The 24,144-nt window shown below is 65.3% G+C and carries 20 protein-coding genes, 1 tRNA gene and 2 pseudogenes; 4 read left to right on the top strand and 19 right to left on the bottom strand.

All coding sequences use genetic code 11. The annotated features are described in order from the left end of the window. Window positions 1-118: pseudogene (locus EN914_RS02010) on the top strand (ATP-binding protein); the annotation flags it as partial. Window positions 119-393: 275 nt separating this feature from the next. Beyond that, window positions 394-933 carry a J domain-containing protein gene (locus EN914_RS02015; RefSeq protein WP_013528603.1) on the top strand — a complete coding sequence of 180 codons (540 nt, stop codon included), beginning with the start codon at window positions 394-396 and terminating at the stop codon, window positions 931-933. Between the two features lie 66 nt (window positions 934-999). On the opposite strand, the gene EN914_RS02020 is transcribed toward EN914_RS02015, so the two are convergent. The 7 genes from EN914_RS02020 to EN914_RS02050 form a co-directional block, all read right to left on the bottom strand. Next, window positions 1,000-3,168 (bottom strand): malate synthase G, encoded by a 2,169-nt coding sequence (locus tag EN914_RS02020; protein WP_024502166.1) that lies wholly within the window; start codon window positions 3,166-3,168, stop codon window positions 1,000-1,002. A 98-nt stretch (window positions 3,169-3,266) separates the two neighbouring features. Then, on the bottom strand, window positions 3,267-5,309 hold the full coding sequence (locus tag EN914_RS02025) for a hydantoinase/oxoprolinase family protein (protein ID WP_024502167.1): 2,043 nt from the start codon (window positions 5,307-5,309) through the stop codon (window positions 3,267-3,269). Window positions 5,310-5,430: 121 nt separating this feature from the next. Further along, window positions 5,431-6,057 (bottom strand): CDGSH iron-sulfur domain-containing protein, encoded by a 627-nt coding sequence (locus EN914_RS02030; protein WP_024502168.1) that lies wholly within the window; start codon window positions 6,055-6,057, stop codon window positions 5,431-5,433. Window positions 6,058-6,171: 114 nt separating this feature from the next. Next, window positions 6,172-6,543, bottom strand: a complete 372-nt coding sequence (locus EN914_RS02035) for a hypothetical protein (RefSeq protein WP_013528607.1) — start codon at window positions 6,541-6,543, stop codon at window positions 6,172-6,174. Window positions 6,544-6,670: 127 nt separating this feature from the next. Further along, window positions 6,671-7,027 (bottom strand): hypothetical protein, encoded by a 357-nt coding sequence (locus tag EN914_RS02040; RefSeq protein ID WP_024502169.1) that lies wholly within the window; start codon window positions 7,025-7,027, stop codon window positions 6,671-6,673. 49 nt (window positions 7,028-7,076) lie between these two features. Next, window positions 7,077-8,564 carry an aspartate aminotransferase family protein gene (locus tag EN914_RS02045; RefSeq protein WP_024502170.1) on the bottom strand — a complete coding sequence of 496 codons (1,488 nt, stop codon included), beginning with the start codon at window positions 8,562-8,564 and terminating at the stop codon, window positions 7,077-7,079. 13 nt (window positions 8,565-8,577) lie between these two features. Beyond that, window positions 8,578-9,666 (bottom strand): PLP-dependent cysteine synthase family protein, encoded by a 1,089-nt coding sequence (locus tag EN914_RS02050; protein ID WP_024502171.1) that lies wholly within the window; start codon window positions 9,664-9,666, stop codon window positions 8,578-8,580. A 254-nt stretch (window positions 9,667-9,920) separates the two neighbouring features. Here EN914_RS02050 and EN914_RS02055 point away from each other — a divergent pair, with 254 nt between their 5' ends. Both EN914_RS02055 and EN914_RS02060 read left to right on the top strand, forming a co-directional pair. After that, on the top strand, window positions 9,921-11,909 hold the full coding sequence (locus EN914_RS02055) for a transcriptional regulator (RefSeq protein ID WP_050580425.1): 1,989 nt from the start codon (window positions 9,921-9,923) through the stop codon (window positions 11,907-11,909). 129 nt (window positions 11,910-12,038) lie between these two features. Then, a complete protein-coding gene (locus EN914_RS02060; RefSeq protein ID WP_023814179.1) occupies window positions 12,039-12,218 on the top strand; it encodes a hypothetical protein in 180 nt (59 codons plus the stop codon). 120 nt (window positions 12,219-12,338) lie between these two features. Here the strand turns inward: EN914_RS02060 and EN914_RS02065 are convergent, their stop codons facing one another. The 12 genes and pseudogenes from EN914_RS02065 to EN914_RS02120 all read right to left on the bottom strand — a co-directional run bounded on the left by EN914_RS02065 (window position 12,339) and on the right by EN914_RS02120 (window position 24,034). Next, window positions 12,339-12,902 carry a cytochrome b gene (locus EN914_RS02065; protein ID WP_013528613.1) on the bottom strand — a complete coding sequence of 188 codons (564 nt, stop codon included), beginning with the start codon at window positions 12,900-12,902 and terminating at the stop codon, window positions 12,339-12,341. Between the two features lie 196 nt (window positions 12,903-13,098). Beyond that, on the bottom strand, window positions 13,099-13,407 hold the full coding sequence (locus EN914_RS02070; protein ID WP_024502173.1) for a UBP-type zinc finger domain-containing protein: 309 nt from the start codon (window positions 13,405-13,407) through the stop codon (window positions 13,099-13,101). Continuing rightward, window positions 13,404-15,088, bottom strand: a pseudogene (locus EN914_RS02075) (FAD-dependent oxidoreductase). The gene EN914_RS02070 and the pseudogene EN914_RS02075 overlap by 4 nt, the downstream one beginning before the upstream one ends. 150 nt (window positions 15,089-15,238) lie before the next feature. Next, window positions 15,239-15,323: transfer RNA gene (locus EN914_RS02080), tRNA-Leu, on the bottom strand. A 73-nt stretch (window positions 15,324-15,396) separates the two neighbouring features. Beyond that, on the bottom strand, window positions 15,397-16,017 hold the full coding sequence (locus tag EN914_RS02085; RefSeq protein ID WP_013528615.1) for a 2,3-bisphosphoglycerate-dependent phosphoglycerate mutase: 621 nt from the start codon (window positions 16,015-16,017) through the stop codon (window positions 15,397-15,399). A 33-nt stretch (window positions 16,018-16,050) separates the two neighbouring features. After that, window positions 16,051-16,893 (bottom strand): 4-hydroxy-tetrahydrodipicolinate reductase, encoded by an 843-nt coding sequence (dapB, locus tag EN914_RS02090; protein ID WP_024502174.1) that lies wholly within the window; start codon window positions 16,891-16,893, stop codon window positions 16,051-16,053. Continuing rightward, the gene (locus EN914_RS02095) at window positions 16,890-18,761 is read right to left on the bottom strand and encodes an ABC transporter ATP-binding protein (protein ID WP_024502175.1); all 1,872 of its coding nucleotides are present in this window, start codon (window positions 18,759-18,761) and stop codon (window positions 16,890-16,892) included. The genes dapB and EN914_RS02095 overlap by 4 nt, the downstream gene beginning before the upstream one ends. A gap of 78 nt (window positions 18,762-18,839) precedes the next feature. Continuing rightward, window positions 18,840-19,886, bottom strand: coding sequence for a glucokinase (locus tag EN914_RS02100; protein WP_024502176.1), 1,047 nt, complete (start codon window positions 19,884-19,886; stop codon window positions 18,840-18,842). A 186-nt stretch (window positions 19,887-20,072) separates the two neighbouring features. Then, complete coding sequence (gene mepA, locus EN914_RS02105; RefSeq protein WP_024502177.1) at window positions 20,073-21,161, bottom strand: penicillin-insensitive murein endopeptidase; 1,089 nt, start codon at window positions 21,159-21,161, stop codon at window positions 20,073-20,075. A gap of 149 nt (window positions 21,162-21,310) precedes the next feature. Beyond that, window positions 21,311-22,210, bottom strand: a complete 900-nt coding sequence (locus tag EN914_RS02110; protein ID WP_024502178.1) for an SDR family oxidoreductase — start codon at window positions 22,208-22,210, stop codon at window positions 21,311-21,313. Then, the gene (gene queG / locus EN914_RS02115; protein ID WP_024502179.1) at window positions 22,207-23,361 is read right to left on the bottom strand and encodes a tRNA epoxyqueuosine(34) reductase QueG; all 1,155 of its coding nucleotides are present in this window, start codon (window positions 23,359-23,361) and stop codon (window positions 22,207-22,209) included. Before queG ends, EN914_RS02110 begins: the two co-directional genes overlap by 4 nt. Next, entirely contained in the window at window positions 23,342-24,034 is a 693-nt protein-coding gene (locus EN914_RS02120) for a glutathione S-transferase family protein (RefSeq protein ID WP_127388990.1), read from the bottom strand. The genes queG and EN914_RS02120 overlap by 20 nt, the downstream gene beginning before the upstream one ends. Window positions 24,035-24,144 lie beyond the last annotated feature (110 nt).

Raw genomic sequence — 24,144 nt, forward strand, 5'->3', positions numbered from 1 at the left:
GCTGAAGGCGGCGCGGACACTCGCCGATCTCGACGCCAGCGAAACCGTCGGCCGCATCCATCTGGCCGAAGCGATTTCCTATCGCATGAGCTCGGAGCGGGTGGCGCAGGCGGCGTAGATCACTCGCCGCCCGACAAGCCGACCTTGCCACGCCACCTTCCGCAATCACGCCATAACCGTCATCCGACGAATCGGCCATCTCCGCACTGCCGCGGACCTGATTGTCCGCTTGGTCGACGTCCTCACCACCCAACTGCCCCCACCGACCGGGCGCCGGCCGTTTCTCCGTCTTCGGGGGCGTGGACGTCATCGCATCGGACCAAAGTCTTGGTCTCCGCATTGGGAATTCCTTATTTAGATAATGTGAATATGATTGCGGTCGGGGAGCCCGCTATGTTCGTTGACTACTACGAAGTTTTGGAAGTCAGCCCGAACGCCAACTCGGAAACGCTGGAGCGCATATTTCGCTATTTTGCGATGCGCTATCATCCCGACAATCGCGAAACCGGCGATGAAGCCCGCTTCAGTGAAATCGTGGAAGCCCACAACACGCTCAAGGATCCGGTCAAACGCGCTCAATACGACATCGCGTATAGGGACCATGCCGGCCTTCGCCGCGAATTGACCGAGGAAGCCAGCAACAGCAAAGGCATCGAGCGGGATGTCGTGATCCAGGCCAGGCTGCTGTCGCTGCTTTACGCGAAGCGCCGGCACGACGTCAGCAATCCCGGGATCGGGGATGTGGAGCTCGAACGCCTGTCAGACTGTCCGCGAGAGCATCTCGAGTTTCATCTCTGGTATCTGAAAGCGAAGGGCTGGATAGCAAGAGTGGAAAACGGGACGATCGCGATTACGGTGGAAGGCGTCGATAGGGTCAACTCCGAACACCGTCGCGATCCCACCATCCGGCTCCTGGACCATACAGCTTCCTGACGCCTCACCTCCGGAGGAAGTCAGGCCGAAGACCTGCCGCCCCATTCACGGCAGGGACTGGCCTCTTCAGCCCTGCTGCGCCTTCAGTTCCAGCCGCCGCGCGTGCAACACCGGCTCGGTGTAGCCATTGGGCTGGACGCGGCCCTTGAAGACCAGATCACAGGCGGCCTGAAAGGCGATCGATCCGTCGAAATCGGCCGCCATGGGCTGGTAGAGCGGGTCGCCCGCGTTCTGGCGGTCGACGATGTCAGCCATGCGCTTCATCGTCGCCATTACCTGGTCCTCGCTGCACACGCCGTGGTGCAGCCAGTTGGCGATGTGTTGCGAGGAGATGCGCAGCGTGGCGCGGTCTTCCATCAGGCCGACATCGTTGATGTCAGGCACTTTCGAGCAGCCGACGCCCTGGTCGATCCAGCGCACGACATAGCCAAGAATGCCCTGCGCGTTGTTGTCGAGTTCCTTCTGGATATCCTCGGGCGACCAGTTCGGCCGCACGGCAACGGGCACCGACAGGATGTCGTCAAGCTTCGCCTTGGGCCGGTTCTTCAGCGCCGCCTGCACGGCGTGAACATCGACCTTGTGATAGTGCGTGGCATGCAGCGTCGCCGCCGTCGGCGACGGCACCCAGGCAGTGTTGGCGCCGGCCTTGGGATGGGCGATCTTCTCGACCAGCATCGCAGCCATCAGATCCGGCATCGCCCACATGCCCTTGCCGATCTGGGCGTGGCCGGCCAAGCCGCATTCCAGCCCGGTGTCGACATTCCAGGCCTCGTAGGCGGAAATCCAGGCGGCCTGCTTCATGTCGCCCTTGCGGATCATCGGGCCGGCTTCCATCGAGGTGTGGATCTCGTCGCCGGTGCGGTCGAGGAAGCCGGTGTTGATGAACACGACGCGCTCTTTTGCGGCGCGGATTGCCTCCTTGAGGTTGACGGTGGTGCGCCGCTCCTCGTCCATGATGCCCATCTTGATGGTATTTTTCGCCATGCCGAGCAGCGCTTCGACGCGGTCGAAGATCTCGACGGCGAAAGCGACTTCCTCCGGCCCATGCATCTTGGGTTTCACGACATACATCGAGCCGGCGCGGGAATTGGCGCGGCGGCCGTTCGGCCCGACATCGTGCAGCGCGATCAGCGCCGTCATCGCCGCATCCATGATGCCTTCCGGAACCTCATTGCCGTCGCGGTCGAGGATCGCCGGGCTGGTCATCAGGTGGCCGACATTCCTGACCAGCATCAGCGAGCGGCCGGGCACGGTCAGCCTGCCGCCGGCGGGCGCAGTGTAGGCGCGGTCGGGATTGAGCTTGCGGACAAAACTCTTGCCGCCCTTGGTGATCTCTTCTGCTAGGTCACCCTTCATCAGGCCGAGCCAGTTGCGGTAGACGATGACCTTGTCTGGCGCATCCACCGCCGCGACCGAATCCTCGCAGTCCTGGATGGTGGTCAGCGCCGATTCCAGGATGACATCGGCGATGCCCGCCGGATCGGTGCGGCCGATCTGGTTGTTGCGGTCGATCACGATCTCGATGTGCAGGCCGTTGCGCACAAGCAGCACGGCATCGGGATTGGCGGCATCGCCGCGATAGCCGACGAATTGCCTGGGGTCGGCCAGCGTCGTCGAGCCGGCGCCGGCGCTCAGCCGCAAGGCACCTTGCGCCAGCGACAGGCCATTGACGCCGGCCCATTTGCCGGACGTGAGCGGGGCAGCCTCGTCGAGAAAGGTCTTCGTCCAGGCGACGACCTTGGCGCCGCGTGCCGGATTGAAGGCTTTGCCCTTTTCGGCGCCATCCGTTTCGGGGATGGCATCGGTGCCGTAGAGCGCATCGTAGAGCGAACCCCAGCGCGCATTGGCAGCGTTGAGCGCATAGCGCGCATTCATCACCGGCACGACCAGCTGCGGTCCGGCAACATCAGCAATTTCAGGGTCGACATTGTCGGTCGACACGCTGAAGGCCGGGCCTTCGGGAACGAGGTAGCCGATCTCTTTCAGGAAGCCCTTGTAGGCCTCCATGTCGACCGACGCGCCGTGATCGCGATACCAGCCGTCTATCTGTTCCTGGATGGCGTCACGCTTTGCCAGCAGCGCCCGGTTCTTCGGCGCCAGATCATGGACGATGGCCGAAAAACCGTTCCAGAAGGCGTCCGCTTCGATCCCCGTGCCCGGCAGCGCTTCCGTGGCCACGAACTCATGCAGCTCGCGGGCAATCCGCAATCCGGCGATCTCGATGCGGTCGGTCATCAGGCTACTCCAGATGAAAGGCTTTGCGGGCCTTTGGCATGTCAGGTTTGCCGGGTCAATTCAGCTTAGGGTGAAGGTGGCGTATTTCGCCGCGTCGCTCAAACCGCAATCCTTGGCCTACCCGAGGCCACGGCCACGACATGCGCCTCGATGAACATGCGCTGGGCCTCGACGGTCGAGACCCGGAATTCGGTGGCGACGTCGATCTCGGCGCTGTCGGTGCCGGCATCCCTGGCGCGCTCCGCGACGATGGCGCGGACATCGGCCTCGGCCGCCGCGATTGCCGCTGCCTCGTCGAGGAAATCGCGTACGGTCTCGCCCGAGGCGAGACGAAACAGCCCTTCTATGGGCTGGCTGACCCGCGCCTCGGCCGAAACCCTGACCTGGCCGACGACGGCGCCGAGCGCGTTGGCGACATCGGTATCCCTGGGCACCACGCAGTCATTGCCGATCAGCTCGGCCAAGCCGGCATAGTGCAGCGGCGCCGAGGCGCCGAGGCCGATGACCGGGCGGTCGAGCGCAACGCCCAGGCGGGCGATGCCGGGATGCGCGTCGACCGCGCGCTGCACCAGGGCGTGCGCCACCGTCGCGGCGCCGTCGAGCCCATCCTCGGCAAAGGCGGTCTCGAGGATATATTCGGCCGACCAGCGCGTCAGCGTCACCAGCACCCGTTCCGAGATCGCTTCCGGCGAAGCGGCGATGTTCTGGCCACGGCCGTCACGCTTGCGGGCGAACAGTTCGGCGCCGAGGCGCGCGGCGATGGGATCCCAGTTCGCCTGCTTGCCCAGCACGTGGGCGGCGTCCGACGGGGTGAAGCCGGCGACATGCACCAGCCCGCGCGACACCAGCCGGTTCAGCGTCGCGTTCTGCGCGTTCGAGGTCAAAAGCCTGTCGACGGCGAGCGGCACGGCACCAATCAGCTCGTAGAGCTTGGCTTCGGCGCCGGTCAGGCCGGCGGCGAGCCGGTCCGGCACGCCGGTGCGCACCGCGAAGCGGCCGTCCATACGGCCGGGATTGGGTGCCCGCAGCTGACGCTCCAGCTCTGAAATCACCGCTACGCCATGCGCCATGCCGGCCAGCGCCAGCGGCACCAGGCGGCGCGGCCCGAGCAGGATCCTGGGGTTGAGCGCGCCATCCTCCAGCGCCACTTCGGAATCGCCGCCGAGGCCGAAGGTGCGCATGGCGACGGCCTCGACCATGGTGCGGAAGCCGCCGACGGTGGCGCCTTCCGGATCTAGCCTGGGACGGCCGCCGTCGAGCACGGCGACGTCGGTGGTGGTGCCGCCGATGTCGGACACCACAGCATTGTCGAGCCCGGTCATGTGGCGGGCGCCGACCAGGCTGGCGGCCGGGCCGGACAGGATGGTCTCGATCGGTCGCTGGCGGGCAAAAGCGGCTGAAACCAGCGCGCCATCGCCGCGCACCACCATCAGCGGTGCTGCGATGTTGCGCGCCTCGAGGAAGCCTTCGGTTGCTGCCACCAGCCGGTCGATCATCGAGATCAGCCTGGCGTTGAGCAAAGTGGTCAGCGCCCGGCGCGGGCCGCCGAGCTTGGCCGACAGCTCGTGGCTCGATGTGACCGGCAGGCCGGACTTGTCGCGGATCAACTCGCGGGCGGCGATCTCATGCGCCGGATTGCGGGTGGCGAAGTAGGCGCAGACGGCAAAGCCGGACACCGAGGCGCCGAGTTCCGGCAGCGCCGCTTCCAGTCCGGACAGATCGAGCTTGGCGGCATTGCCATGCACGTCGTGGCCGCCCGGACAAAAAACCACCGGATCGGTGCCGAGCGCGGCCTTCAGCCCGTCGCGGGCGAGGTCGCCCTCGGAAAAGCCGATCATCACCAGCGCGACGCGGCCGCCCTGGCCCTCGACGAGCGCGTTGGTGGCAAGCGTCGTCGACATCGACACCAGCTTGATATCAGCCGGATCGGTTCCGGCTTTCTGCAGCACCGCGTCGACGGCGCCGGAAATGCCGACGGCAAGATCATGCCTGGTGGTCAGCGCCTTGGCCTTGGCCAGCACCTTGCCCTTGTTCGGCCCTTCTTGCGGGCCTTCCGTTTCAGACCACAACACGGCATCGGTATAGGTGCCGCCGGTGTCGATCCCGAGGAACAACGGTTTTGGCTTGGTCTTGGCTGTCATTTTTGGCGGCGGTCCGGCTGGGGAGTCTGTCTGCCCCTGCCTTTAGCCGATGCGGGCGGGTCGATAAAGCTGCGAGCGCTGGGCCAAGGCGGAGATTGGCAGCGTTGGCCGAAGCGCCAACCTACCCGACAAACCCCACTTTCTTGTGCGTGCCATCGCAGAACGGCTTGTTGGCGGAATGGCCGCAGCGGCAGAGGAAGGCGCGTTGCGTACGGTCGACCGTATGGCCGGTTCCGGTGACGATCTCGAGATTGCCCTCAAGCTTGAGCGGGCCATTGGTGGTCGGCGTCACTTTCAGCGGACCATTTCTCGCTTCGAGCGCCGGCGTGTCCTTCAGCTGCGGCTCGCCGGTGGCGGCAAAACCGGATTTGTTGTGGCTGCCGTCGCAGAACGGCTTGCTTTCCGAAGCGCCGCAGCGGCAGAGCGTGGCACGATAAGAAGTCTCGCCGTCGAGAACGATTTCGGCGTGTACTGCCAGCGGGCCGTTTTCCCGCAGCCGCACCGTGTTGACCACTGGTGCTTGCTCCTGCGGCCCGCCATCCTTCCTGACATAGGTGATGGCGCCCGACGGGCAGCTTTCGGCGATGGCCACGATCTTCTCGACGCTGGCCGCCTCGGGATGGATCCATTGGCCCGGCGCGTTGGGCACGAAGACGTGCGGATCGCCGAGCACGCAGTTGCGCGAATGGATGCAGCGCTTGCCGGAAAACCCGACGTCGATCTTGTCGCTTTCGACCATGCCGGCCATAGCTGAGCTCCTTTTGCCTGAAGCACGTCGCGTCTGAACAGTTCGAGGCGGCGCGCGCTGCGTATTTGCACAGGCTATGGCTCCAGCCCGAAGACCGTCAAGCTGGCAAACCGGTCAGGGGACCAGTTCGATCTCCTCGGTCTCCCCGCCGCTGCAGGTGTAGCAGCAATCCTCGCATTTTTCCTTGTTGCCGGGGCCGACGCCCCAATAGGTGCCCTCGTCACCATCGACCCAGGCGCCGTAACAGATCGATTCCCCGGCGTTGCAGGATATCGGCAGCTGCTTGGTCTCGCCGTCGTCGAGGTAGAAGTCCTTGTCATCGCCCGGCCAGACATAGTCGCGATCCTGGCTGTAGAGTTCGACGCGCATGGCGTTGGGGTGGCCGTTCTTGATGGCAAAGGTGACATCGTCGGCACGCGCCGCCGGCACGAGCAGCATGAGGAGAGACAGCGCGGCCAGCACGCGGCGCGCATAGACATGAAACATGAGTGACCCCCTGAATAAGCGGCCCACCCGGCCGCGTGGCGACCATCGCACGCAGCGCTGAATCGCGGAAGTGGACCGGACGAGCCGATCCCTGACTTAATTTGGGTCCAACGAAAACTTCCGCGCTCTACGGCACCAGATCGATCGTCTCTGTCGAGTGTTCGACGCAGATGAAGCAGCAGGTGTCGCAAGGCTGGTCATTGTCCGGCCCGACGCCGGCCGAGAGGCTGTCATTGCCGTCGGCCCAGGCGCCATAGCAGATATGTTCGCCCTGATTGCAGGAGAACGGCACGGATTTCTGCGACCCTGGGGCGATCAGGAACACCTTGTCGTTGCCCGGCCAGACCGTCTCGCGGTCGCGGCTGAACAGCTCGACCGCGACTGCTTCCTTGCGCAGGTTCTTGACGAAGAAGGCCATGTCGGCGGCCTGCGCCGAGGCGGTGAAGACCAGCGCCGCCAGTGCAACCATACGAAACAGCGTCACGGCCTGGATCTCCCGAATCACCGCGGCAGAATCGCATGCCTGCCCGCAACTAGGAAGGTGCGGAACCCTGCGTCGCGATCTCATGCCCCAGCCGCACCGTTTCACGCACCAGCAGGTCGAGATCCTCGCGCCGTGTGCGATGATTGGTGATCGCCACGCGCAACCAGTGCTCGCCATGCACCGTGGTGTCCGAAAGGGCCGCAATGCCCTGTTCCTGCAGCCGCAGCATGATCTCCGTGTTGAGCGCCTTCAGAGCCTCGCCTGTCAGACCGGGCTGATAGCGGAAGCAGACGATGTTGACGGTCGGCGATGCCGCCAGCTGCAGCCGCGGCGCGGCCTCGATCAAGCCGGCAAGATAGACGGCCTGGGCAATGTTCTGGTCGATCAGGCGGCCGAATTTCTCGACACCGTGCTCCTTCAGCGCCATCCACACCTTCAGCGCGCGAAAACCGCGCGACGTCTGCAGGCCGTAGTCGTGCAGCCATTCGCCGGAAGCGAGGCCGCGCGGCGTCGATTCCAGATATTCCGGCGTGACCGCGAAGGTCCCGCGATGCGCGGCGGCATCCCTGACCAGGGCGCAGCCGACTTCGAAGGGCGCGTGCAGCCATTTGTGGGGATCGAGCGCGACCGAATCCGCCCGTTCGATGCCGGCGACGCGATGGGCATTCTCAGGCGCAATGGCGATCAGCGCGCCGATGCAGCCGTCGACATGGAACCAGAGGCCTTCCTCATGTGACAGCTTCGCAAGCGCCTGCAAATCGTCGATCGCCCCGGTGTTGACGGTGCCCGCCGTACCGATGACGCAGGCCGGCTTGAACCCTGCCGCGCGGTCGTCTGTGATCGCTGCCCGCAAGGCGGCGATATCGATGCGCAGCCCGGCATCGGTCGGGATGCGGCGCAGTGCCCGGTTGCCGAGGCCAAGTGCCTCCATCGCCTTGCGGTGGCACGAGTGGATCTGCTCCGAGCCGTAGAAGCGCAGCGGCTCTTCGATGGCGGCGACACCATGCTCGCGCACGTCGATGCCGGCCTTGACGTTGCGCGCCACGGTCAGCCCGATGATGTTGGCCATCGAGCCGCCGCTGACCAGCGTGCCGCCGGCAGAAGCGGGAAAGCCCAGCATCTCCTTGCACCAGTTCACCACCTGGCTGTCCATCAGCCCGGCGGCGTGGTTGCCGCCGCCGAGGTTCGAGCCCTGGATTGCCGCCAGGAAATCGCCGAGCGCACCGGTGAAATTGCTCGACCCCATATACCAGGACCAGAAGCGCGGATGGATGTTGCCCATTGGATAGGACATCACCGTGCGGGACACCTCAGAATAGACCGCATCCAGCGGCGCCGGCGAGCGCGGCAGCGGCGCCGAGAAGGCCCCTCTCACATCGGCCGGCATCTCCCGCCAGACCGGGCGGTCGCGCACATCGCGGAGGTAATCGACCGCATCGTCGATGACCCGGTGCGACAGGGCCTGCACATCGGCCCAATCCAGGGGGTCGAGCGTTTCCTCGGCCAAAAGGCCGAGGTTTTCTTGCACGGCGTCCATACCAGATCTCCCGTCAAGCCGCCGGGAACTGGCAGCCGGGCGTCGAGCGCGACAGGGCGGTCTCGTCGGCAGCCATCTCGGCCTCGATGCCGTCGAACAGCGGCGTCGACATGTAGCGTTCGCCGGTGTCGGGCAGCATGCACAGGATCACCGCGCCAGCCGGCGCCTTCTCCGCGACCTGCCGCGCCACGGCGAAGGTCGCGCCGCCGGAAACGCCGGTGAAGATGCCCTCTTTGCGCGCCAATTCCCTCGCCCATTTGATGCCCTCGGGCCCGGCGATCGGCATCACCTCGTCATAGAGGCTGGTGTCGATCGCCTCCTGCAGCACGTTGGGTATGAAATCCGGCGTCCAGCCCTGGATCGGGTGCGGCTCGAAGGCTGGATGGCTGGCGGCGGGAGCACCATCGGCGCCGCGCTGCTGGACCTTGCCGCTGCCGATGAGCTGCGCGTTGGCCGGCTCGGACAGCACGATGCGGGTTTCCGGCCGCTCGCGGCGCAGCACGCGCGCCACGCCCACCACCGTGCCGCCGGTGCCATAGCCGGTGACGAAGCAATCAAGCCGCGAGCCGGCGAAATCATTGACGATCTCGCGCGCCGTCGTTGCCTCGTGGATGGCGGCGTTGGCGGCCGTCTCGAACTGGCGGGCAAGGAACCAGCCATTGGCCTCGGCCAGTTCCACCGCCTTCTTGTACATGCCGAAACCTTTTTCTGCGCGCGGCGTCAGCACCACCTTGGCGCCCAGCATGCGCATCAGTTTGCGGCGCTCGACCGAAAAACTGTCGGCCATCGTGACGACCAGCGGATAGCCCTTTTGCGCGCAGACCATGGCGAGGCCAATGCCGGTGTTGCCGCTGGTCGCCTCGACCACCGTCTGGCCCGGCTTCAGCGCCCCGCTGCGCTCGCCCTCCTCGATGATGTTGAGCGCCAGCCGGTCCTTCACCGAGGCGCCGGGATTGAAATACTCGGCCTTGACGTAGATCGTCGCGTGGGACGGTCCGAGATTGTTGATGCGAACCACCGGCGTGTCGCCGACGGTGTCGAGAATGCTGTCGAACAGGCGGCCGCGCCCGGCCGTGGTTCTGATCTTCTGCTGCTGCAACATCTTGGTCTCCTTGATTGTCATCGCGTTTTGTCTTCACGGGCCGGTTACAAACCGGCGGGTTGGGCGGCGAGGTTTGGTGACCTTGCCGCGCTAGGACTGACATGCCGCACAGCGGCAATGCCCGTATCCGGCGCTGATATCCGCTGCCGGATGCGCCGTGTCGTGTTTGGTGATACAGGAGAGGCCGACAGGCCAGCGTGGGAGCAGGCGTGGAAACGCACGTGGAATCCACTCGATCGAGGCCGGACGGCGACATGCCGGTCCTTTCCGTGCGCCTGCTCGGACCGCTGATGATCTCCCGCGACGGCGCTCCGGTTGCCCTGCCCACGTCACGCAAGCTGCGCGCGCTGCTCGCCTATCTGGCGCTGGCGCCGCATCCGGTCAGCCGCAGTCGCCTGTGCGAGTTGTTGTGGGATGTGCCGAACGACCCAAGGGGCGAACTGCGCTGGTGCCTGAGCAAGCTGCGCGGCGCGCTTGACATGCCGGCCCGGCGCCGGGTCTCCACCCAAGGCGATACGGTCGCACTCGATCTCGACGATTGCCTGGTCGATGTGCTGGAGGTCAGCCGCGCCGCCGCGCAAGGGATCGGCACGCTTGACGTCGAGCGCTTGCGCGTGCTGGCCGGACTGTTTGCCGGCGATTTCCTCGACGGGCTGGAGCTCGAGCGCAGCCCGCATTTCAACAGCTGGCTGATCGCGCAGCGCCGCCGCTTCAGCGCTTGCCATGCCGCCGTGCTGGAACGCCTTGTCGCGAGCCTGCCGGCTTATAGTGACGAGGCGATCGCCCATCTCGACACATGGGTGGAACTGGCGCCGTTCGACACGTGCGGACATCTGGCGTTGCTGTCCAATCTGGCCGGGCGCGGCGAGGTCGGCGCGGCCGAAGAGCATCTGGCCGCGGCGGAACGATTGTTTCGGTCGGAGGAGCTCGATTTCGCACCGCTTCGCGCGGCCTGGCGGGCGATCCGTGACCGACAGTCGGGCACCTCGCTTCGAACGGCCTGCCTGTCCACGCTATCGCCACTGGTGGCCACCATGCCCACCGCACCCGGCCCGGTCGAGCCCAGCCACGCTTCGCTGGCGGTGATGCCGTTTGTCGAGGAGAGCGGCGGCACGCGCGGCGGATTGGCCGACGGTTTCACCCACGACATCATCACCCGCCTGGCCAAGCTCAGGGATTTCTTCGTCATCGCGCGTGGATCGGTGTTTGCGCTGGCAGAGCAGAACATCGCGCCCGAGGATGCCGGCCGCCGGCTGAATGTCGACTATGTCGCCACCGGCACGGTGCGCAGCCCGTCCGGCCGCCTCATCGTCAGCGTCGAGCTGATCGAGGTGCGCAGCGCCAGGATCGTCTGGGCCGAGACCTTCGAGCGCAGGCCCGATGACATCTTTTCCGTGCTCGACGACATCGGCAACAGCATCGTCTCCTCGATCTCGGCCGAGATCGAAACGGTCGAGCGCAACCGCGCCATGCTGAAGGCGCCCAGCTCGCTCAACGCCTGGGAGGCGTACCATCGCGGCCTCTGGCACATGTACCGCTTCACCCAGGCCGAAAACGAGCAGGCGCGGCATTTCTTTGCCCAGGCCTTGCAGCTCGACCCGACCTTCGCCCGTGCCTATGCCGGCCTGTCCTTCACCCACTGGCAGAACGCCTTCCAGCGCTGGGGCGATCGCGACCGCGAAAGCGCGCTGGCCTTCGAGAGCGCCGGCCACAGCCTGCTGGTCGACGACCACAATCCGGCCGCCCATTGGGCGATGGGCCGGGCGCTGTGGCTGCGCAGCGAGCAGGACGGCTCGCTGCTCGAACTCGAGCGGGCGGTCGATCTCAGCCCCAACTTCGCGCTCGGCCACTACGCTTTGTCCTTCGTGCATTCGCAGTCGGGCGACCCGCGAGCGGCGATAGGCTCTTCCGATCATTCGCGCCATCTCAGCCCGTTCGACCCGCTGCTGTTCGGCATGCTGGGCGCACGCGCCATGGCGCATGTCCGGCTCGGCCAGTTTGAGGAGGCGGCCGAATGGGCGCTGAAGGCGGCGGCGCGGCCCAACGCCCACGCCATCATACTGGCGATCGCCGCGCACTGCCTGGCGCTGGCCGGACGGCTCGACGAGGCGCGCGGCTTCGCCGCCGCCATCCGCAAGACAAGGCCGGACTATTGCGCCGACGATTTCATCGGCACCTTCCGCTTCGAACCGGATGCCGTAGCGCTGTTCCGGCAGGGCGCCAGCCGCATCGGGCTCAACTGAAGCCTGGATCGCCATCTTGGGGATCGCGTGGGAATTTCGCCTCAAATCCGCCGGGTTAACGAAGTCGGAAGGAGTTGTTTAACCGTTAGCTTCTATGTCACGGCCCGGGGGGCCGACAAAGTGAGTATGATGAGCAACAGCCCCGACAAGCGCAATGAATGGCGCGCCATATTTTACGTGCAGGCTCGCGTTGCCATCCTGTTTGTCCCGGTGGTTGCCAGCCTGCTGATCATAGCGGCGCTTGCCGGAAACGAACGCAAGTCGGTTCCCAGCATGATCGACCCGACCGTCACCGGCTCCGTGCGGTAGGCGCTATCGGTCGGCGTTAGCCCTCTCGGGGAGAGCGCCTTCTGAAGAAAAAGAAGGTCGAAGGAAAGGCCCTCCCGATCAACGAGGGAAGGCGCTATGCGCTTTTCCTGGGAAACCACTTCACACTTTCCCGGACTTGCTCCAGGAGAGCGTGCTTTCCGGCAGCATTCGCTTGAGCACGTCGTCCTTGCGGATGAAATGATGCCATAGCGCCGCGGCCGCGTGCACTCCGGCGAGGATGAGGATCGAATTGGCGCACAGGCTGTGCAGTTCCCTGATGAACCGGGCCGTGTCGCGGTCGGGCGATACCGGGGCCGGGATGGTGAAGAGGCCGAAGAAGCTCAAGGCGTCGCCCCTATACCAAGTCAGCAGGATGCCGAGAGCCGGAATGGTCACCAGCAGCGCATAGAGCAGCAGATGCGCGATCTTGGCCGCCCATCGTTCAAGCTCCGACATTTCCGTCTGCAGCCCTGGCGTTCCCAGTATCAGGCGCAGGCCGACGCGGATGACGACCAGCGCAACCAACAGCAGCCCGAACGAAATATGGAACCACCAGACGAGCGCGCGGCCGGGATCGCCGCGCGGAAAAAGTTCTTCCACATAGGTCAAGCCATAAAGGCCGATGACCAGCAGAAACACCGCCCAGTGAATGGCTTTTTGTGCGCTTGTATAGGTGGGGTGCATGCGAGCCTTCCAGTTTTGAATGTTTCTAAACTAGCCGCGATCATGTCAAAGCTTTGTCGGGCTCGGATGATCGTGAGCTGGCAGGACACTGGAACGGGTAAGCTGTCAGTTTGCGGACAGTCGGGCATCGAGCGCGTAATGCTGGACAAAGAAAAGCCCGGGCGAACCGGGCTCTTCTTCGGCGTCTCCAGGGCGCTCAAACAAAGCGCGGGATCGGACTGTTCTGCGGGGTCACATCGTCGCCGAGGTCGACAAACACCTCGTCGACATAGCACCATGCCCAGCCTTCGGGCGGATCGTAGCCCTCGATGATCGGATGCTTGGTGGCGTGGAAATGCTTGGTGGCGTGGCGGTTGGGCGAGTCGTCGCAGCAGCCGACATGGCCGCAGGTACGGCACAGCCGCAGATGCACCCATTGCGACCCGCTCTTCAGGCATTCCTCGCAGCCGAGCGCGCTCGGCGTGACCTTCCTGATGTCGCGCGTATGTCTGCATTCATCCATCATGGTCTCCCGGCCATTTGAAATGTGTCGGCGTTGCCGCGCGCGAGGTAGGCATGCAGAGCCGCGACCACCTGGGCGCCTTCGCCGACAGCCGCGGCGACCCGTTTGACCGAGCCCGCACGGACATCGCCGATTGCGAACACGCCGCTGCGGCTCGTCTCCATCTGCGCCGATCCTATGTCCGATCCGGTGCGCACGAAACCCCTGGCGTCCAGCGCGACATCGCAGTTGGCCAGCCAATCGGTGTTCGGATCGGCGCCGATGAAGAGGAAGAGATGGCGGATCGGGCGCGTTGTTCCCGCGCCGCTGGCGCGGTTGCGCCAGCGCACGGTGGCAAGATTGCCGTCTTCGCCGTCCAGTGCCTCGATTTCGGTCCCGGTCAGCACCTCGATGTTCGGCTGCGCCCGGATGCGCTCTACCAGATAACGCGACATGCTGGCCTCGAGGCTGCCGCCGCGCGCCAGCAGCGCCACCTTCCGCGCATGACTGGCCAAGTAGACAGCCGCTTGCCCGGCCGAATTGCCGGCGCCGACCAGCGCCACTTCCTGGCCCGCGCAAAGCCGGCCTTCGATGGGCGACGCCCAATAGTGCACGGACGTCCCCTCGAACCGCGCCAGATCGGCGATGTCGAGGCGACGATAACGCGCGCCGCTGGCGATCACCACGCTGCGCGTGCGCACGGTCTCGCCGTCACCGACATCGAGCAGATAGCGGGCGCCTGACGTGTGGTGGCCGCGCTCAAAAGCTTCGCCTCGTCCGGGATGACCGTTTCAACACCGAATTTCTGCGCCTGGTTGTAGGCGCGCGCCATCAGCGCCATGCCGGTGATGCCGGTCGGGAAACCGAGATAGTTCTCGATGCGCGAGGAGGCGCCGGCCTGTCCGCCGAAGGCACGGCAATCGAGCACGATCGTCGACAGCCCTTCGGATGCCGCATAGACCGCCGCCGCCAGCCCTGCCGGGCCGGCGCCGACGATGGCCACGTCATACACCGTATCGGCATCGATCGGGCGCAACAGGCCGACGCAGCGGGCGAGGTCCTTTTCGCCGGGGTTCATCAGCAGCCTGCCGTTTGGACAGAGCACAATCGGCAGGTGGTGCGGATCGACCTCGAAGCGTTCTACCAGGGTTTTGGCGCAGGGATCGCTGTCGGAATCGAGCACGCGGTGCGGCTGGCCGCTGCGCGCCAGAAAACCCTGCAGCCGCAACACGTCGGCATTGTCCTGGGGTCCGATGATGATCGGCCCGCTGGTGGCGCTCTCCAAGAGCCCGACGCGGCGCAGGATCAGCGCCCGCATGATGCGCTCGCCGAGATTGGCCTCCTGCACCATCAGGTCGCGCAGCCGTTGCGAGGCGATGACGAACGCCTCCACCGGCTCGGCGGCCTGCGCATTCACCAGCGAGGGACGGGCCGAAAGCTGCGCCAGCTCACCGACAAAGCTGCCCGGGCCGTGCGTGACGATCGTCTCGCGCCGGCCGAGCCCGCCGTCCTGGGTGATGTCCACGCTACCCGACAGCACGACGATCAGGCCGGGCGCCACATCGCCGGCTTCGATGATGTGCTCGCCGGCTGCATAGGCGCTGGCCTCGCCGAACCGGCGCATGCGGTCGATGTCCACCTCGGCCAGCGTGGGGAACGCCTGGTCGCGGCGGGCACCGAAGATCGGGTTGGTGGATTGAGCCATGGTTTTGAGCGTAGCGAAGCGGCCGCGGAGTTTGAAGCGGTTTGTGAGGGGACTGGCCGGAAGGGGAGGTTGGCTGAAAAGAAAAAGCCCGGACGAACCGGGCTTTTTTCTCTAAGTTTCTGAACCGTCAAGTGGTTCGAAACGGGAATTTGGTGCCCAGAAGAGGACTCGAACCTCCACTCCTTGCGGAACACGGACCTGAACCGTGCGCGTCTACCAATTCCGCCATCTGGGCTGGTGCGGGCTCATGTAAGCGGGCAAGCGATGTGTGTCAACGCGCTTTTTTCGCGGTTGCTCCGTTCGCCGGCTCAGTCGTCCAGCACTTCCTTGGAAGCGACGGTGGAATCGGCGTTGAGCTGGTAGATGACCGGCACGCCGGTGCCGAGTTCCAGCTTGACGATCTCCTCGCCCGACTTGCCGTCGAGCGCCATGATCAGCGCGCGCAGGGAGTTGCCGTGCGCGGCGACCAGCACCGTGCCGCCGCGCAGCACATGCGGCTGCAAATCGTGCAGGTAATAGGGCCAGACGCGGGCGCCGGTGTCCTTCAGGCTTTCGCCGGCAGGCGGCGGCACGTCGTAGGAGCGGCGCCAGACATGCACCTGCTCCTCGCCCCATTTCTTGCGGGCGTCGTCCTTGTTGAGGCCGGAGAGGTCGCCATAGTCGCGCTCGTTGAGCGCCTGGTCGCGGATGGTCTTCAGGTCGCCCTGGCCGACCGCGTCGAGGATGTGCTGGCAGGTCTTTTGCGCCCGGATCAGCGCCGAGGTGAAGGCGATGTCGAATTTCAGGCCACGCGCCTTGAGCTTTTGCCCGGCGGCCTTGGCCTCGGCGTGGCCCTGTTCGGTCAGGTCGACGTCGCGCCAGCCGGTGAACAGGTTCTTCAAATTCCATTCGCTCTGGCCGTGGCGCACGAGCACGAGGGTTCGCGACATGTTTGCTCCTTCAGGTTTATGGATCAGGCCGGCTCAGCTGAGGCCGAGCACGTCCCGCATCGAATACAGTCCCGGCTTTTTGCCGCGCGCCCAAAGCGCCGCCTTGACGGCGCCGCGGGCGAAGATGGCGCGGTCCTCGGCGTGGTGCGACAGGGTGATGCGCTCGCCGGTTCCGGCCAGCATCACGCTGTGGTCGCCGACGACAGAGCCGCCGCGCAACGTGGCAAAGCCGATCGAGCCCGTCTTGCGCACCCCGGTGTGGCCGTCGCGGACGCGCACGTCGTTGCCTGAGAGCTCGATACCACGCCCGGCGGCGGCGGCTTCACCCAGCAGCAGCGCCGTGCCCGAAGGCGCGTCGACCTTGTGCTTGTGGTGCATTTCGAGGATCTCGATGTCGAAATCGTCGGCATCGAGCGCGCGCGCCGCCTGCTCGACCAGCACCGCCAGCAGATTGACGCCGAGGCTCATATTGCCCGACTTGACGATCGTCGCATGGCGCGCCGCCGCAGCGATCCTGGCATTGTCATCGGCCGAACAGCCGGTAGTGCCGATGACATGGACGATGCGCGCCTGCGCCGCGTAGCCGGCGAATTCGACCGTCGAAGCAGGCGTGGTGAAATCGAGCACACCGTCGGCCTTGGCGAACACCGGCAGCGGATCGTCGCTGATCGGCACGTTGATGATGCCGATGCCGGCCAGCTCGCCGGCATCCTTGCCCAGATGCGGCGAATCCGCCCGCTCGACCGCGCCGATGACCCGCGCGCCTGATATAGAGTGGATGGCGCGGATCAGCGTCTGGCCCATGCGGCCGGCGGCGCCTACCACCACCAGGCCCATATCATTTGCCGGTCCGTCGGTTGCGGGCGTGGCGCTCATGTCGTGCTCCCGGCGATGCTCTGCGTGTCGATGCCTTGTGACAGGCGTTGCGCCGAAGTCCGGATCGGCGCGCTGTCGTCGACAAGCCCCAGACCCTTGACGCCCTGGATGCGGTGGAAGCGGGCATAGACGCTGTGCGGATCGGCCATCAGCGAGGCGTGCGTGCCTTCCTCGACCAGCCGTCCCTGTTCCATGACGATGATGTGGTCGGCATTGACCACCGTTGACAGCCGGTGCGCGATGACGATGGTGGTGCGGCCTTCCATGACCTTTGTCAGCGCCTGCTGGACGCGAGCCTCGGCCTCGTTGTCGAGCGCCGATGTCGCTTCGTCGAGCAAAAGGATCGGTGCCTGCCGCACGATGGCCCGCGCGATCGAGACGCGCTGGCGCTGGCCGCCGGACAGCGTCACGCCATTCTCGCCGACTGGCGTGTCGTAGCCCTGCGGCTGCTGGCGAATGAAGTCGTCGGCCGCGGCTTGGCCCGCGGCCTGTTCGATCTCGGCATCGGTGGCGCTCAGCCGGCCGTAGCGGATATTGTCGCGGATAGTGCCTTCGAACAGATAGGGCTGCTGCGAGACATAGGCGATGGAACCGCGCAGCGACTGTTTGGTGACCTTCGAGATGTCCTGGCCGTCGATCTCGATCGACCCAGCCTCGACATCGTAGAAGCGCTGCAGCAGCGCCACCAATGTCGTCTTGCCGGCGCCCGAAGCGCCGACGATTGCCGTCACCTTGCCGGCCGCGGCGACGAAACTCAGATCCTGCAGCACCGGAGCCTCCTCGACATAGCGGAAGGAGACGTTGTTGAAACGCACTTCGCCGGAGGTGAATTTCGCCTCGGCGGCGCCTTGGGCGTCGCTCTGCTGCGGCTCGATGTCGAGAAGCTCGTAGATCATGCGCGCATTCACAAGCGCGCGTTCCATGCCGACCTGCATGCGCGCCAGACGGCGGGCCGGATCATAGGCGAGCGTCAGCGCGGTGATGAAGGAAAACACCGCGCCCGGCGGCTGGCCGAGAACGGTGGCCCGGTAGCCGGAATAGGCGATGACGCTGGCGAAGGCGATGCCGGCCAGCAGTTCGGAAACCGGCGTCAGCCGCTCGGAGACGCGAGCGATCTTGTTCGACCGCTGCTCGGCATCCTCGGCGAGCTGGCTGATCCGGCGCGACAGCTCGTCCTCCATGGTGAAGGCCTTGACGATGGCGATGCCTTGCGTGGCTTCCTGCATGGCGCCGATCAGCCGAGAGTTGATCTGCACCGATTCGCGCGTGATGCGGCGCACCCGGCGCATTAGATAGGTGACGGTCCAGATCAGCGGCGGCCCGATCAGCAGCGAACTCAAGGAGAGTATCGGATCCTGATAGATCATCACGCCGACCAGGCCGACCAGCGAGACGGCATCACGCGCGGTCGAGGTCACCGTCATCGACAACAGGTCGCGAATGCCGTTGACGTTCTCGTTGACCTGCGCGGCCAGCCGCCCGGACCTTGTGTCGTTGAAGAAGGAGACGCCAAGCTTCATCAGATGGTTGAAGATGCGCTGCTGATAGCGCGCCACCAGATTGTTGCCGATCCTGGCCATCGTCACCGCCTGGCCGTAGCCGGCAAGGCCGCGCAGGATGAAGGCACCGAGCAGTGCGGCGCAGATCCATGGGATCAGGTCGCCGCGTCGTTCGTAGAAGATCTGGTTGACGACCGGGCTCATGATCCAGGCGGCAAGCGCCGTCGTCGCCGACACGGTCAGCAGGCAGAGGATGGTGAAAACATACGCGCCCCGATAGTCGCGGCCATTTTCCTGGAGGATACGGCGGATGACCGCCACGATCTCTCCCGCACGGGGTTTCGACAAATTGGGGGGCTGAAATGTCAAATTGGAGCGCTTCGTAGATTTCCGCTTCCCGCGGCCGGGCAATTTGGCACCCCTCTTAACGCCAAGCAGCCAGCTTGCCTATGCCTCGGGGTGACTAACTTCGTCGCGCCAGCGCCGGCCCGAAGTCTGGACACCGAACAGCGAGGGGTTCCTGGCATAGGCGGCAAGGCCCAGAAGTGCGGCCAGCGGATGGGTAATGACATACACCGGCATGGTGCGCATCATCGCGCTGTGCGGCGCCTTGTCCTCGAAAGCGGCACGGAAATTGCCGGCTTTCAGCGCCGGCACGATCTTCTGCGCGATGCCACCGGTGAGAAACACGCCGCCGCGGCTCATGAACACCAGAGCAAGGTCGCCTGCCGTGCGCCCAAGGCAGGTGACGAAGGTCTCCAGCGCTTCCTCGGCAACAGGATCGGTTTTCGCAAGTGCCGCGGCAGTGATCTCGGCCGGCGTGGTGAAGGGCGACGGCTTGCCGTCCGCCTTGGCAACCGCCCGATAGACATTGACCAGACCGCGTCCGCACAGGATCTGCTCGCCCGAAATGCGGCCCTCCAGCTTCTCGATATGCGGAAAAACCTCGAAATCGCGGGCCGAGCGCGGACCGATGTCCATATGGCCGCCCTCGCCGGGCACCGGTATCCAGTGGTGCAGCGCATGGACCAGCCCGGCGACGCCGAGCCCGGTTCCGGGGCCGAGCACGACGCGGCCGGCATTGGGCTCCGGCGTGCCGCCGCCGATCTTTTCCATGTGCTCCTCGCCGAGCGCGACGACGGCCAGCGCCTGCGCCTCGAAATCGTTGAGCACGACGATGTCGCTCAGGCCGAGGCTGGCGAACATTTTTCTCGGCTTGACGATCCAGGGGCAGTTGGTCAGTTCGATCTCGTCGCCGTCGACCGGACCGGCCACCGCCAGCACCGCCGAATTGGGACGCACCGACGAGCGATCGAGCACGGCCGCCTGGATCGCCTCGTCGATGGTGTTGTAGTTCGCCGTCTGGACGATGGTCGGCTCGCCTGCCTCGGAATTGGCGTCGAGCACGACCGAAAAGCGCGCATTGGTGCCGCCGATGTCGCCGATAAGGATCGGAAACCGCAACAAAGTATCGTCGTCGCCTGTGCCTGGCATGCTCTCGTCCGTCTCCGGCGCCACCGACGGCATCTAGCCGTTCTTCCGTTGACTAGCGCATGGGTTTGAAAAGGGAAACGGTTTTCGACCCCGGTGGCGCGCTGAGGCCGGCTGTGCGGCCAAACCGCCACGGTTTCGCAAAAATGAGGTCCTGAACCGGTTGAGCCCGTCTATGAGCCGTGACCGTCAGTTTCCTGGCGGCCGCGGCCGCGGCAGCGGCACGCCGATCTCGGGGGTCGCCGTGAAGGCGTTCACCGTGCTTGGCAAGCCGGCGGCGGCCGGCGTGGCGGGCAATGACGGCGCTTCGGGTTCGGGTGCGGCAGCCGCGACCGGCACGCCGCCGCCGTGATAGGTCGCCGCCTCGGCGGAAACCGGCCCCGGCGCGTCGAGCACGGCGCGGCATTCGCTCGGCAGGTTCGCCATCGTCATCAGGTCGCGTGCCTTGGGCGCATCCGGGTTCTTGTTGGGCCGCCACGGCTCCTGCGTGAACCACCAGGCCAATGGCTTGCCGCAACCGTCATCGTCCGGCGTCGCTTCCTGCGCCTTGCAGCCGGGGGATCCCGGCTGACAGCCGATGCGCATGTGAAAATGATAGTCGTGGCCCCAAAACGGGCGGATCTTGCGCAGCCAGCCGCGGTCGCCCCTGACGGTGTCGCAGAGCTTCTTCTTGATGCCCGGATTGACCAGGATGCGCTCGACCTGGCTGTAGCTCGCCGCCCGCTTCAGAAGCCTTGTGTGTGCCGGCGTCCACAGCGCGTCCTTCACCAGATGGGTCTTCTCATCGACCATCAAGGTGGCGCTCATCGATTCGCGCTGCGCCATCGACAGCGGGCGGCTGGGCATCGGCGTCAGCCAGATGTCGGCGTCGAGCCCGATCTGGTGCGAGGCATGCCCGGTCATCATCGGGCCGCCGCGCGGCTGCGAAATGTCGCCGATCAGCAGGCCCGGCCAACCGTCGGCTGCCGCGTCGCGCGACAATTTCTCGATCACTGCGATCATAGCCGGATGGCCCCAGCGACGGTTGCGGGACGGCCGCATCACCTCCCAGGTCGGACCGTCCATGGGAATGGCGACGCCGCCGGCAAAACAGCCCTTGGAATAGAAGCCGATCGATTGCGCCGCGCTCGCGGCTGGCAGTTTCTTGGCGCCGAACAGGTCTTTTGCCCGTTCCTCGGCCGCGGCCGGCCGTACGGCTAGACCGGCAAGGACGAACAGGCCGAGAGCGGCCGCCAGCCTGAATTTTTTGCCGAGAGATGGCTGTATCGGTGTTTTCATGAAACCGGATCCCCACCAGGCCGAATCATAGCATGCAACGCGGAACGCTTCGATCGACAGAGCGGTTCACCGAAACGGTGAACCGCTCTGTCTCTGTTTTGACGCAATCCCGGACGGAGAACCGTGTCACACTTTTCCTGGAATTGCTTTTAGCGCTTCATCGGGCTGCGCGCCTCGCCGTCGCGCCAGTCGTCGCTCGCCCACATATGGTCGAAGGCGGCGCGGTAGTCTGGAAAGCGCAGGGAATAGCCCGCCGCCTTGATCGCCGCGTTGCCGACGCGCTTGTTCTCGCCATAGAAGGACCGCGCCATGGGCGAAAGTTGGGCGGCGTCGAAAGGAATCTCGGGCGGCGGCTCTATACCCATCAGCGAAGCGGCATAGGCGACGACATCCTGCGGCGGCGCCGGCAGATCGTCGGTGACGTTGAAGATGCCGCCTTTATTGCCTTGGATGAGCTGCCACAGGGAGCCTGCAATGTCGTCGCAATGGATGCGGTTGAACACTTGGTCCGGCTTGACCAGCCGCCTTGCGCTGCCGTTTTCCAGATTGAGCAGGGCATTGCGGCCCGGCCCGTAAATGCCGGAGAGTCGCAGGATCGCCACCGGCCGGCGAATCTCGCGGCCCAGCTCCAGCCAGTCCTGCTCTGCCGCCACCCGCATCATCGAACGCTTCGACACCGGCCGGCATTCAGCCGTTTCATCGACCCATGCGCCGTCATAATTGCCGTAAACCCCGACCGTAGAGAGATAGCCGATCCATTCCAGCAAAGGCATTTGAGCGATTGCCTCTCGCGCGGCACCCAGCACGGGATCGCCGGCCTCCTCCGGGGCGACCGAAATCAGCAGATGCGTTGTTTTCCGCAATGCATCGCCAATCTCATCCGTCAGCGCACCGTCGAACAACAGCGGGGCGATGCCGGCCTGCCGTAGCGTCTCGAATTTTTCCGGCGAGCGTGTCGTGCCGAAGATCGTCGCGGCGCCTTTGTTGGCCCGAGCAAAAGCCCTGCCCGAATAGCCGGCGCCGAAGATGAATATCTGCTTTTCGCTCATGCATTCGCCCTGGTTGGCCGCGCCAGACGCCATTCGTCGCGCACGGCTTCGTCGCTCTCGGTTTTCAGGCCGATGGCTGCCCTTTCTGAATATTCGGCGTTGGGCACCAGCCGCGCCAGCGCCCATATTGCCGCGCCCCGCACCAGCGGGGACGGATCGCCGAGCAGCGCAAGCACCGCGCCGGACAGCGACGCTTCGCCGGAATTGCCGGCGGCGATCAGCACGTTGCGGATGAACCGATCGCGGCCGATGCGTTTTATCGGCGAACCGGAGAAGAAAGCGCGGAAGGCCGCGTCATCGAGACCCAAAAGGTCGGGGAGCGGTGGTTCGCGCAGATCATCGCGCGCGGCGAGTTTTGCTTCCGAAGCCGCCCGGGCGAATTTGTTCCACGGGCAGGCGGCTAAACAGTCATCGCAGCCATAGATGCGGTTGCCGATCTTTTCGCGGAATTCGTGCGGAATCGGCCCCTTGTTCTCGATGGTGAGATAGGAAATGCAGCGCCGCGCATCGAGCCGGTAGGGCGCCGGAAAAGCATCGGTCGGGCATGCGTCGAGGCAGGCGCGGCAGGAGCCGCAATGGTCGATTTCGGCGCGGTCGGGCACCAGTTCAGCGGTGGTGAAGATGGTGCCGAGGAACAGCCAGGAGCCGTGCTCGCGGCTGACCAGATTGGTGTGTTTGCCTTGCCAGCCAAGCCCGGCGGCTTCGGCCAGCGGCTTTTCCATGACAGGTGCGGTGTCGACGAACACCTTCACGTCACCGCCGGCGCGGGCAACGAGCTTGCCGGCGATCTCCTTCAGCCGGCCTTTCATCACATCGTGATAGTCGCGGTTTTGCGCATAGACCGAGATCGCGCCGCGGTCGCGCTTGGCCAGCACTTCGCGAAGATCATGGTCGGGGCCGTAGTTCATCGCCAGCACGACGATCGAGCGTACCTGCGGCCAGAGGGCCGTTGGTTCACTGCGGCGTTGCAGCGTCTCGGCGATCCAGTCCATTGAGCCGTGAAAGCCATCGGCGACGAATTCGGCCAGGCGCGCCGGCGCCAGCGGGATCGCATCGGGGGAGGTGACGGCGACGGCATCGAAGCCGGCGCGCTGCGCCTCAGCGTCGATCAGCGCGCGCAGTTTTGCGGCGTCAGAAGTCGAGGTCCGCATAATGCGACACCGGTGACAGGCCGCGCACCCGGTCGGTCAAAAGCGGCCGGAAGGAAGGCCGCGACTTGACCCGCGTGTACCATTCGCGAGCAGCGCTGTGCTCGCGCCAGTCTATCTCGCCGAGATAATCGAGCACCGACAGCGTCGCCGCGGCCGCGAGATCGGCATAGGTGACCCTCGAGCCGGCCAGCCAATGGCGGGGGCCGGCCAGCCAGTTGGTGTATTTCATGTGCTGGCGGATGTTGGCGCGCGCCGCACGGATCGCGCCCGAGTCGGGCGAGCCGCCGCCCGCCGTTTCCGGCATGACCGGCTTCAGCACGCGCTCACGCACCAGATGACGGGTGACTTCGCTTTCAGCCTTGTTGAGATACCAGTCGATGAGCCGGCGGATTTCGGCGCGCTGCATCGGGTCCTCGGCGAACAGCCGCTTGTCGCGCTTCAGCACGCCGCGCGTTTCATCGAGATATTCCGATATGACCGTCGCGCCGACGATCGGCACGTCGCCTTCGGCCAGCAGGATCGGCAGCGTGCCGGCCGGGTTCAGCGCCAGGAACTCCTTGCGCCGGGTCCACGGCTTTTCCTCGATCAGGGCCAGCTCCTCGCCATACTCGCCGAAAGCGAGGCGGACGAAGCGACAGGTGGCGAACATGGGATGGTGGAAAAGCGTCAGCATGGTTCCGCGATGATAAAGCGCACTGGCGAATCGCAGGGCGCACCGGTAAGTCTTGGCCGCCCGGTTAGCGGGCCGTCAGGGTGTTGCGACCTATAGGGGGACTTCAACGC

It is taken from the genome of Mesorhizobium sp. M7A.F.Ca.CA.001.08.2.1, assembly GCF_003998455.1.
In the GTDB taxonomy this organism is placed as follows: Bacteria; Pseudomonadota; Alphaproteobacteria; order Rhizobiales; family Rhizobiaceae; genus Mesorhizobium; species Mesorhizobium ciceri.

Coding starts and splice junctions, on each gene's coding strand:
- EN914_RS02015 (WP_013528603.1), top strand. CDS start 394: ATGTTCGTTGACTACTACGAAGTTTTGGAAGTCAGCCCGAACGCCAAC.
- EN914_RS02020 (WP_024502166.1), bottom strand. CDS start 3,168: ATGACCGACCGCATCGAGATCGCCGGATTGCGGATTGCCCGCGAGCTG.
- EN914_RS02025 (WP_024502167.1), bottom strand. CDS start 5,309: ATGACAGCCAAGACCAAGCCAAAACCGTTGTTCCTCGGGATCGACACC.
- EN914_RS02030 (WP_024502168.1), bottom strand. CDS start 6,057: ATGGCCGGCATGGTCGAAAGCGACAAGATCGACGTCGGGTTTTCCGGC.
- EN914_RS02035 (WP_013528607.1), bottom strand. CDS start 6,543: ATGTTTCATGTCTATGCGCGCCGCGTGCTGGCCGCGCTGTCTCTCCTC.
- EN914_RS02045 (WP_024502170.1), bottom strand. CDS start 8,564: ATGGACGCCGTGCAAGAAAACCTCGGCCTTTTGGCCGAGGAAACGCTC.
- EN914_RS02050 (WP_024502171.1), bottom strand. CDS start 9,666: ATGTTGCAGCAGCAGAAGATCAGAACCACGGCCGGGCGCGGCCGCCTG.
- EN914_RS02055 (WP_050580425.1), top strand. CDS start 9,921: ATGCCGGTCCTTTCCGTGCGCCTGCTCGGACCGCTGATGATCTCCCGC.
- EN914_RS02060 (WP_023814179.1), top strand. CDS start 12,039: ATGAGCAACAGCCCCGACAAGCGCAATGAATGGCGCGCCATATTTTAC.
- EN914_RS02065 (WP_013528613.1), bottom strand. CDS start 12,902: ATGCACCCCACCTATACAAGCGCACAAAAAGCCATTCACTGGGCGGTG.
- EN914_RS02070 (WP_024502173.1), bottom strand. CDS start 13,407: ATGATGGATGAATGCAGACATACGCGCGACATCAGGAAGGTCACGCCG.
- EN914_RS02085 (WP_013528615.1), bottom strand. CDS start 16,017: ATGTCGCGAACCCTCGTGCTCGTGCGCCACGGCCAGAGCGAATGGAAT.
- dapB (WP_024502174.1), bottom strand. CDS start 16,893: ATGAGCGCCACGCCCGCAACCGACGGACCGGCAAATGATATGGGCCTG.
- EN914_RS02100 (WP_024502176.1), bottom strand. CDS start 19,886: ATGCCAGGCACAGGCGACGACGATACTTTGTTGCGGTTTCCGATCCTT.
- mepA (WP_024502177.1), bottom strand. CDS start 21,161: ATGAAAACACCGATACAGCCATCTCTCGGCAAAAAATTCAGGCTGGCG.
- EN914_RS02110 (WP_024502178.1), bottom strand. CDS start 22,210: ATGAGCGAAAAGCAGATATTCATCTTCGGCGCCGGCTATTCGGGCAGG.
- queG (WP_024502179.1), bottom strand. CDS start 23,361: ATGCGGACCTCGACTTCTGACGCCGCAAAACTGCGCGCGCTGATCGAC.
- EN914_RS02120 (WP_127388990.1), bottom strand. CDS start 24,034: ATGCTGACGCTTTTCCACCATCCCATGTTCGCCACCTGTCGCTTCGTC.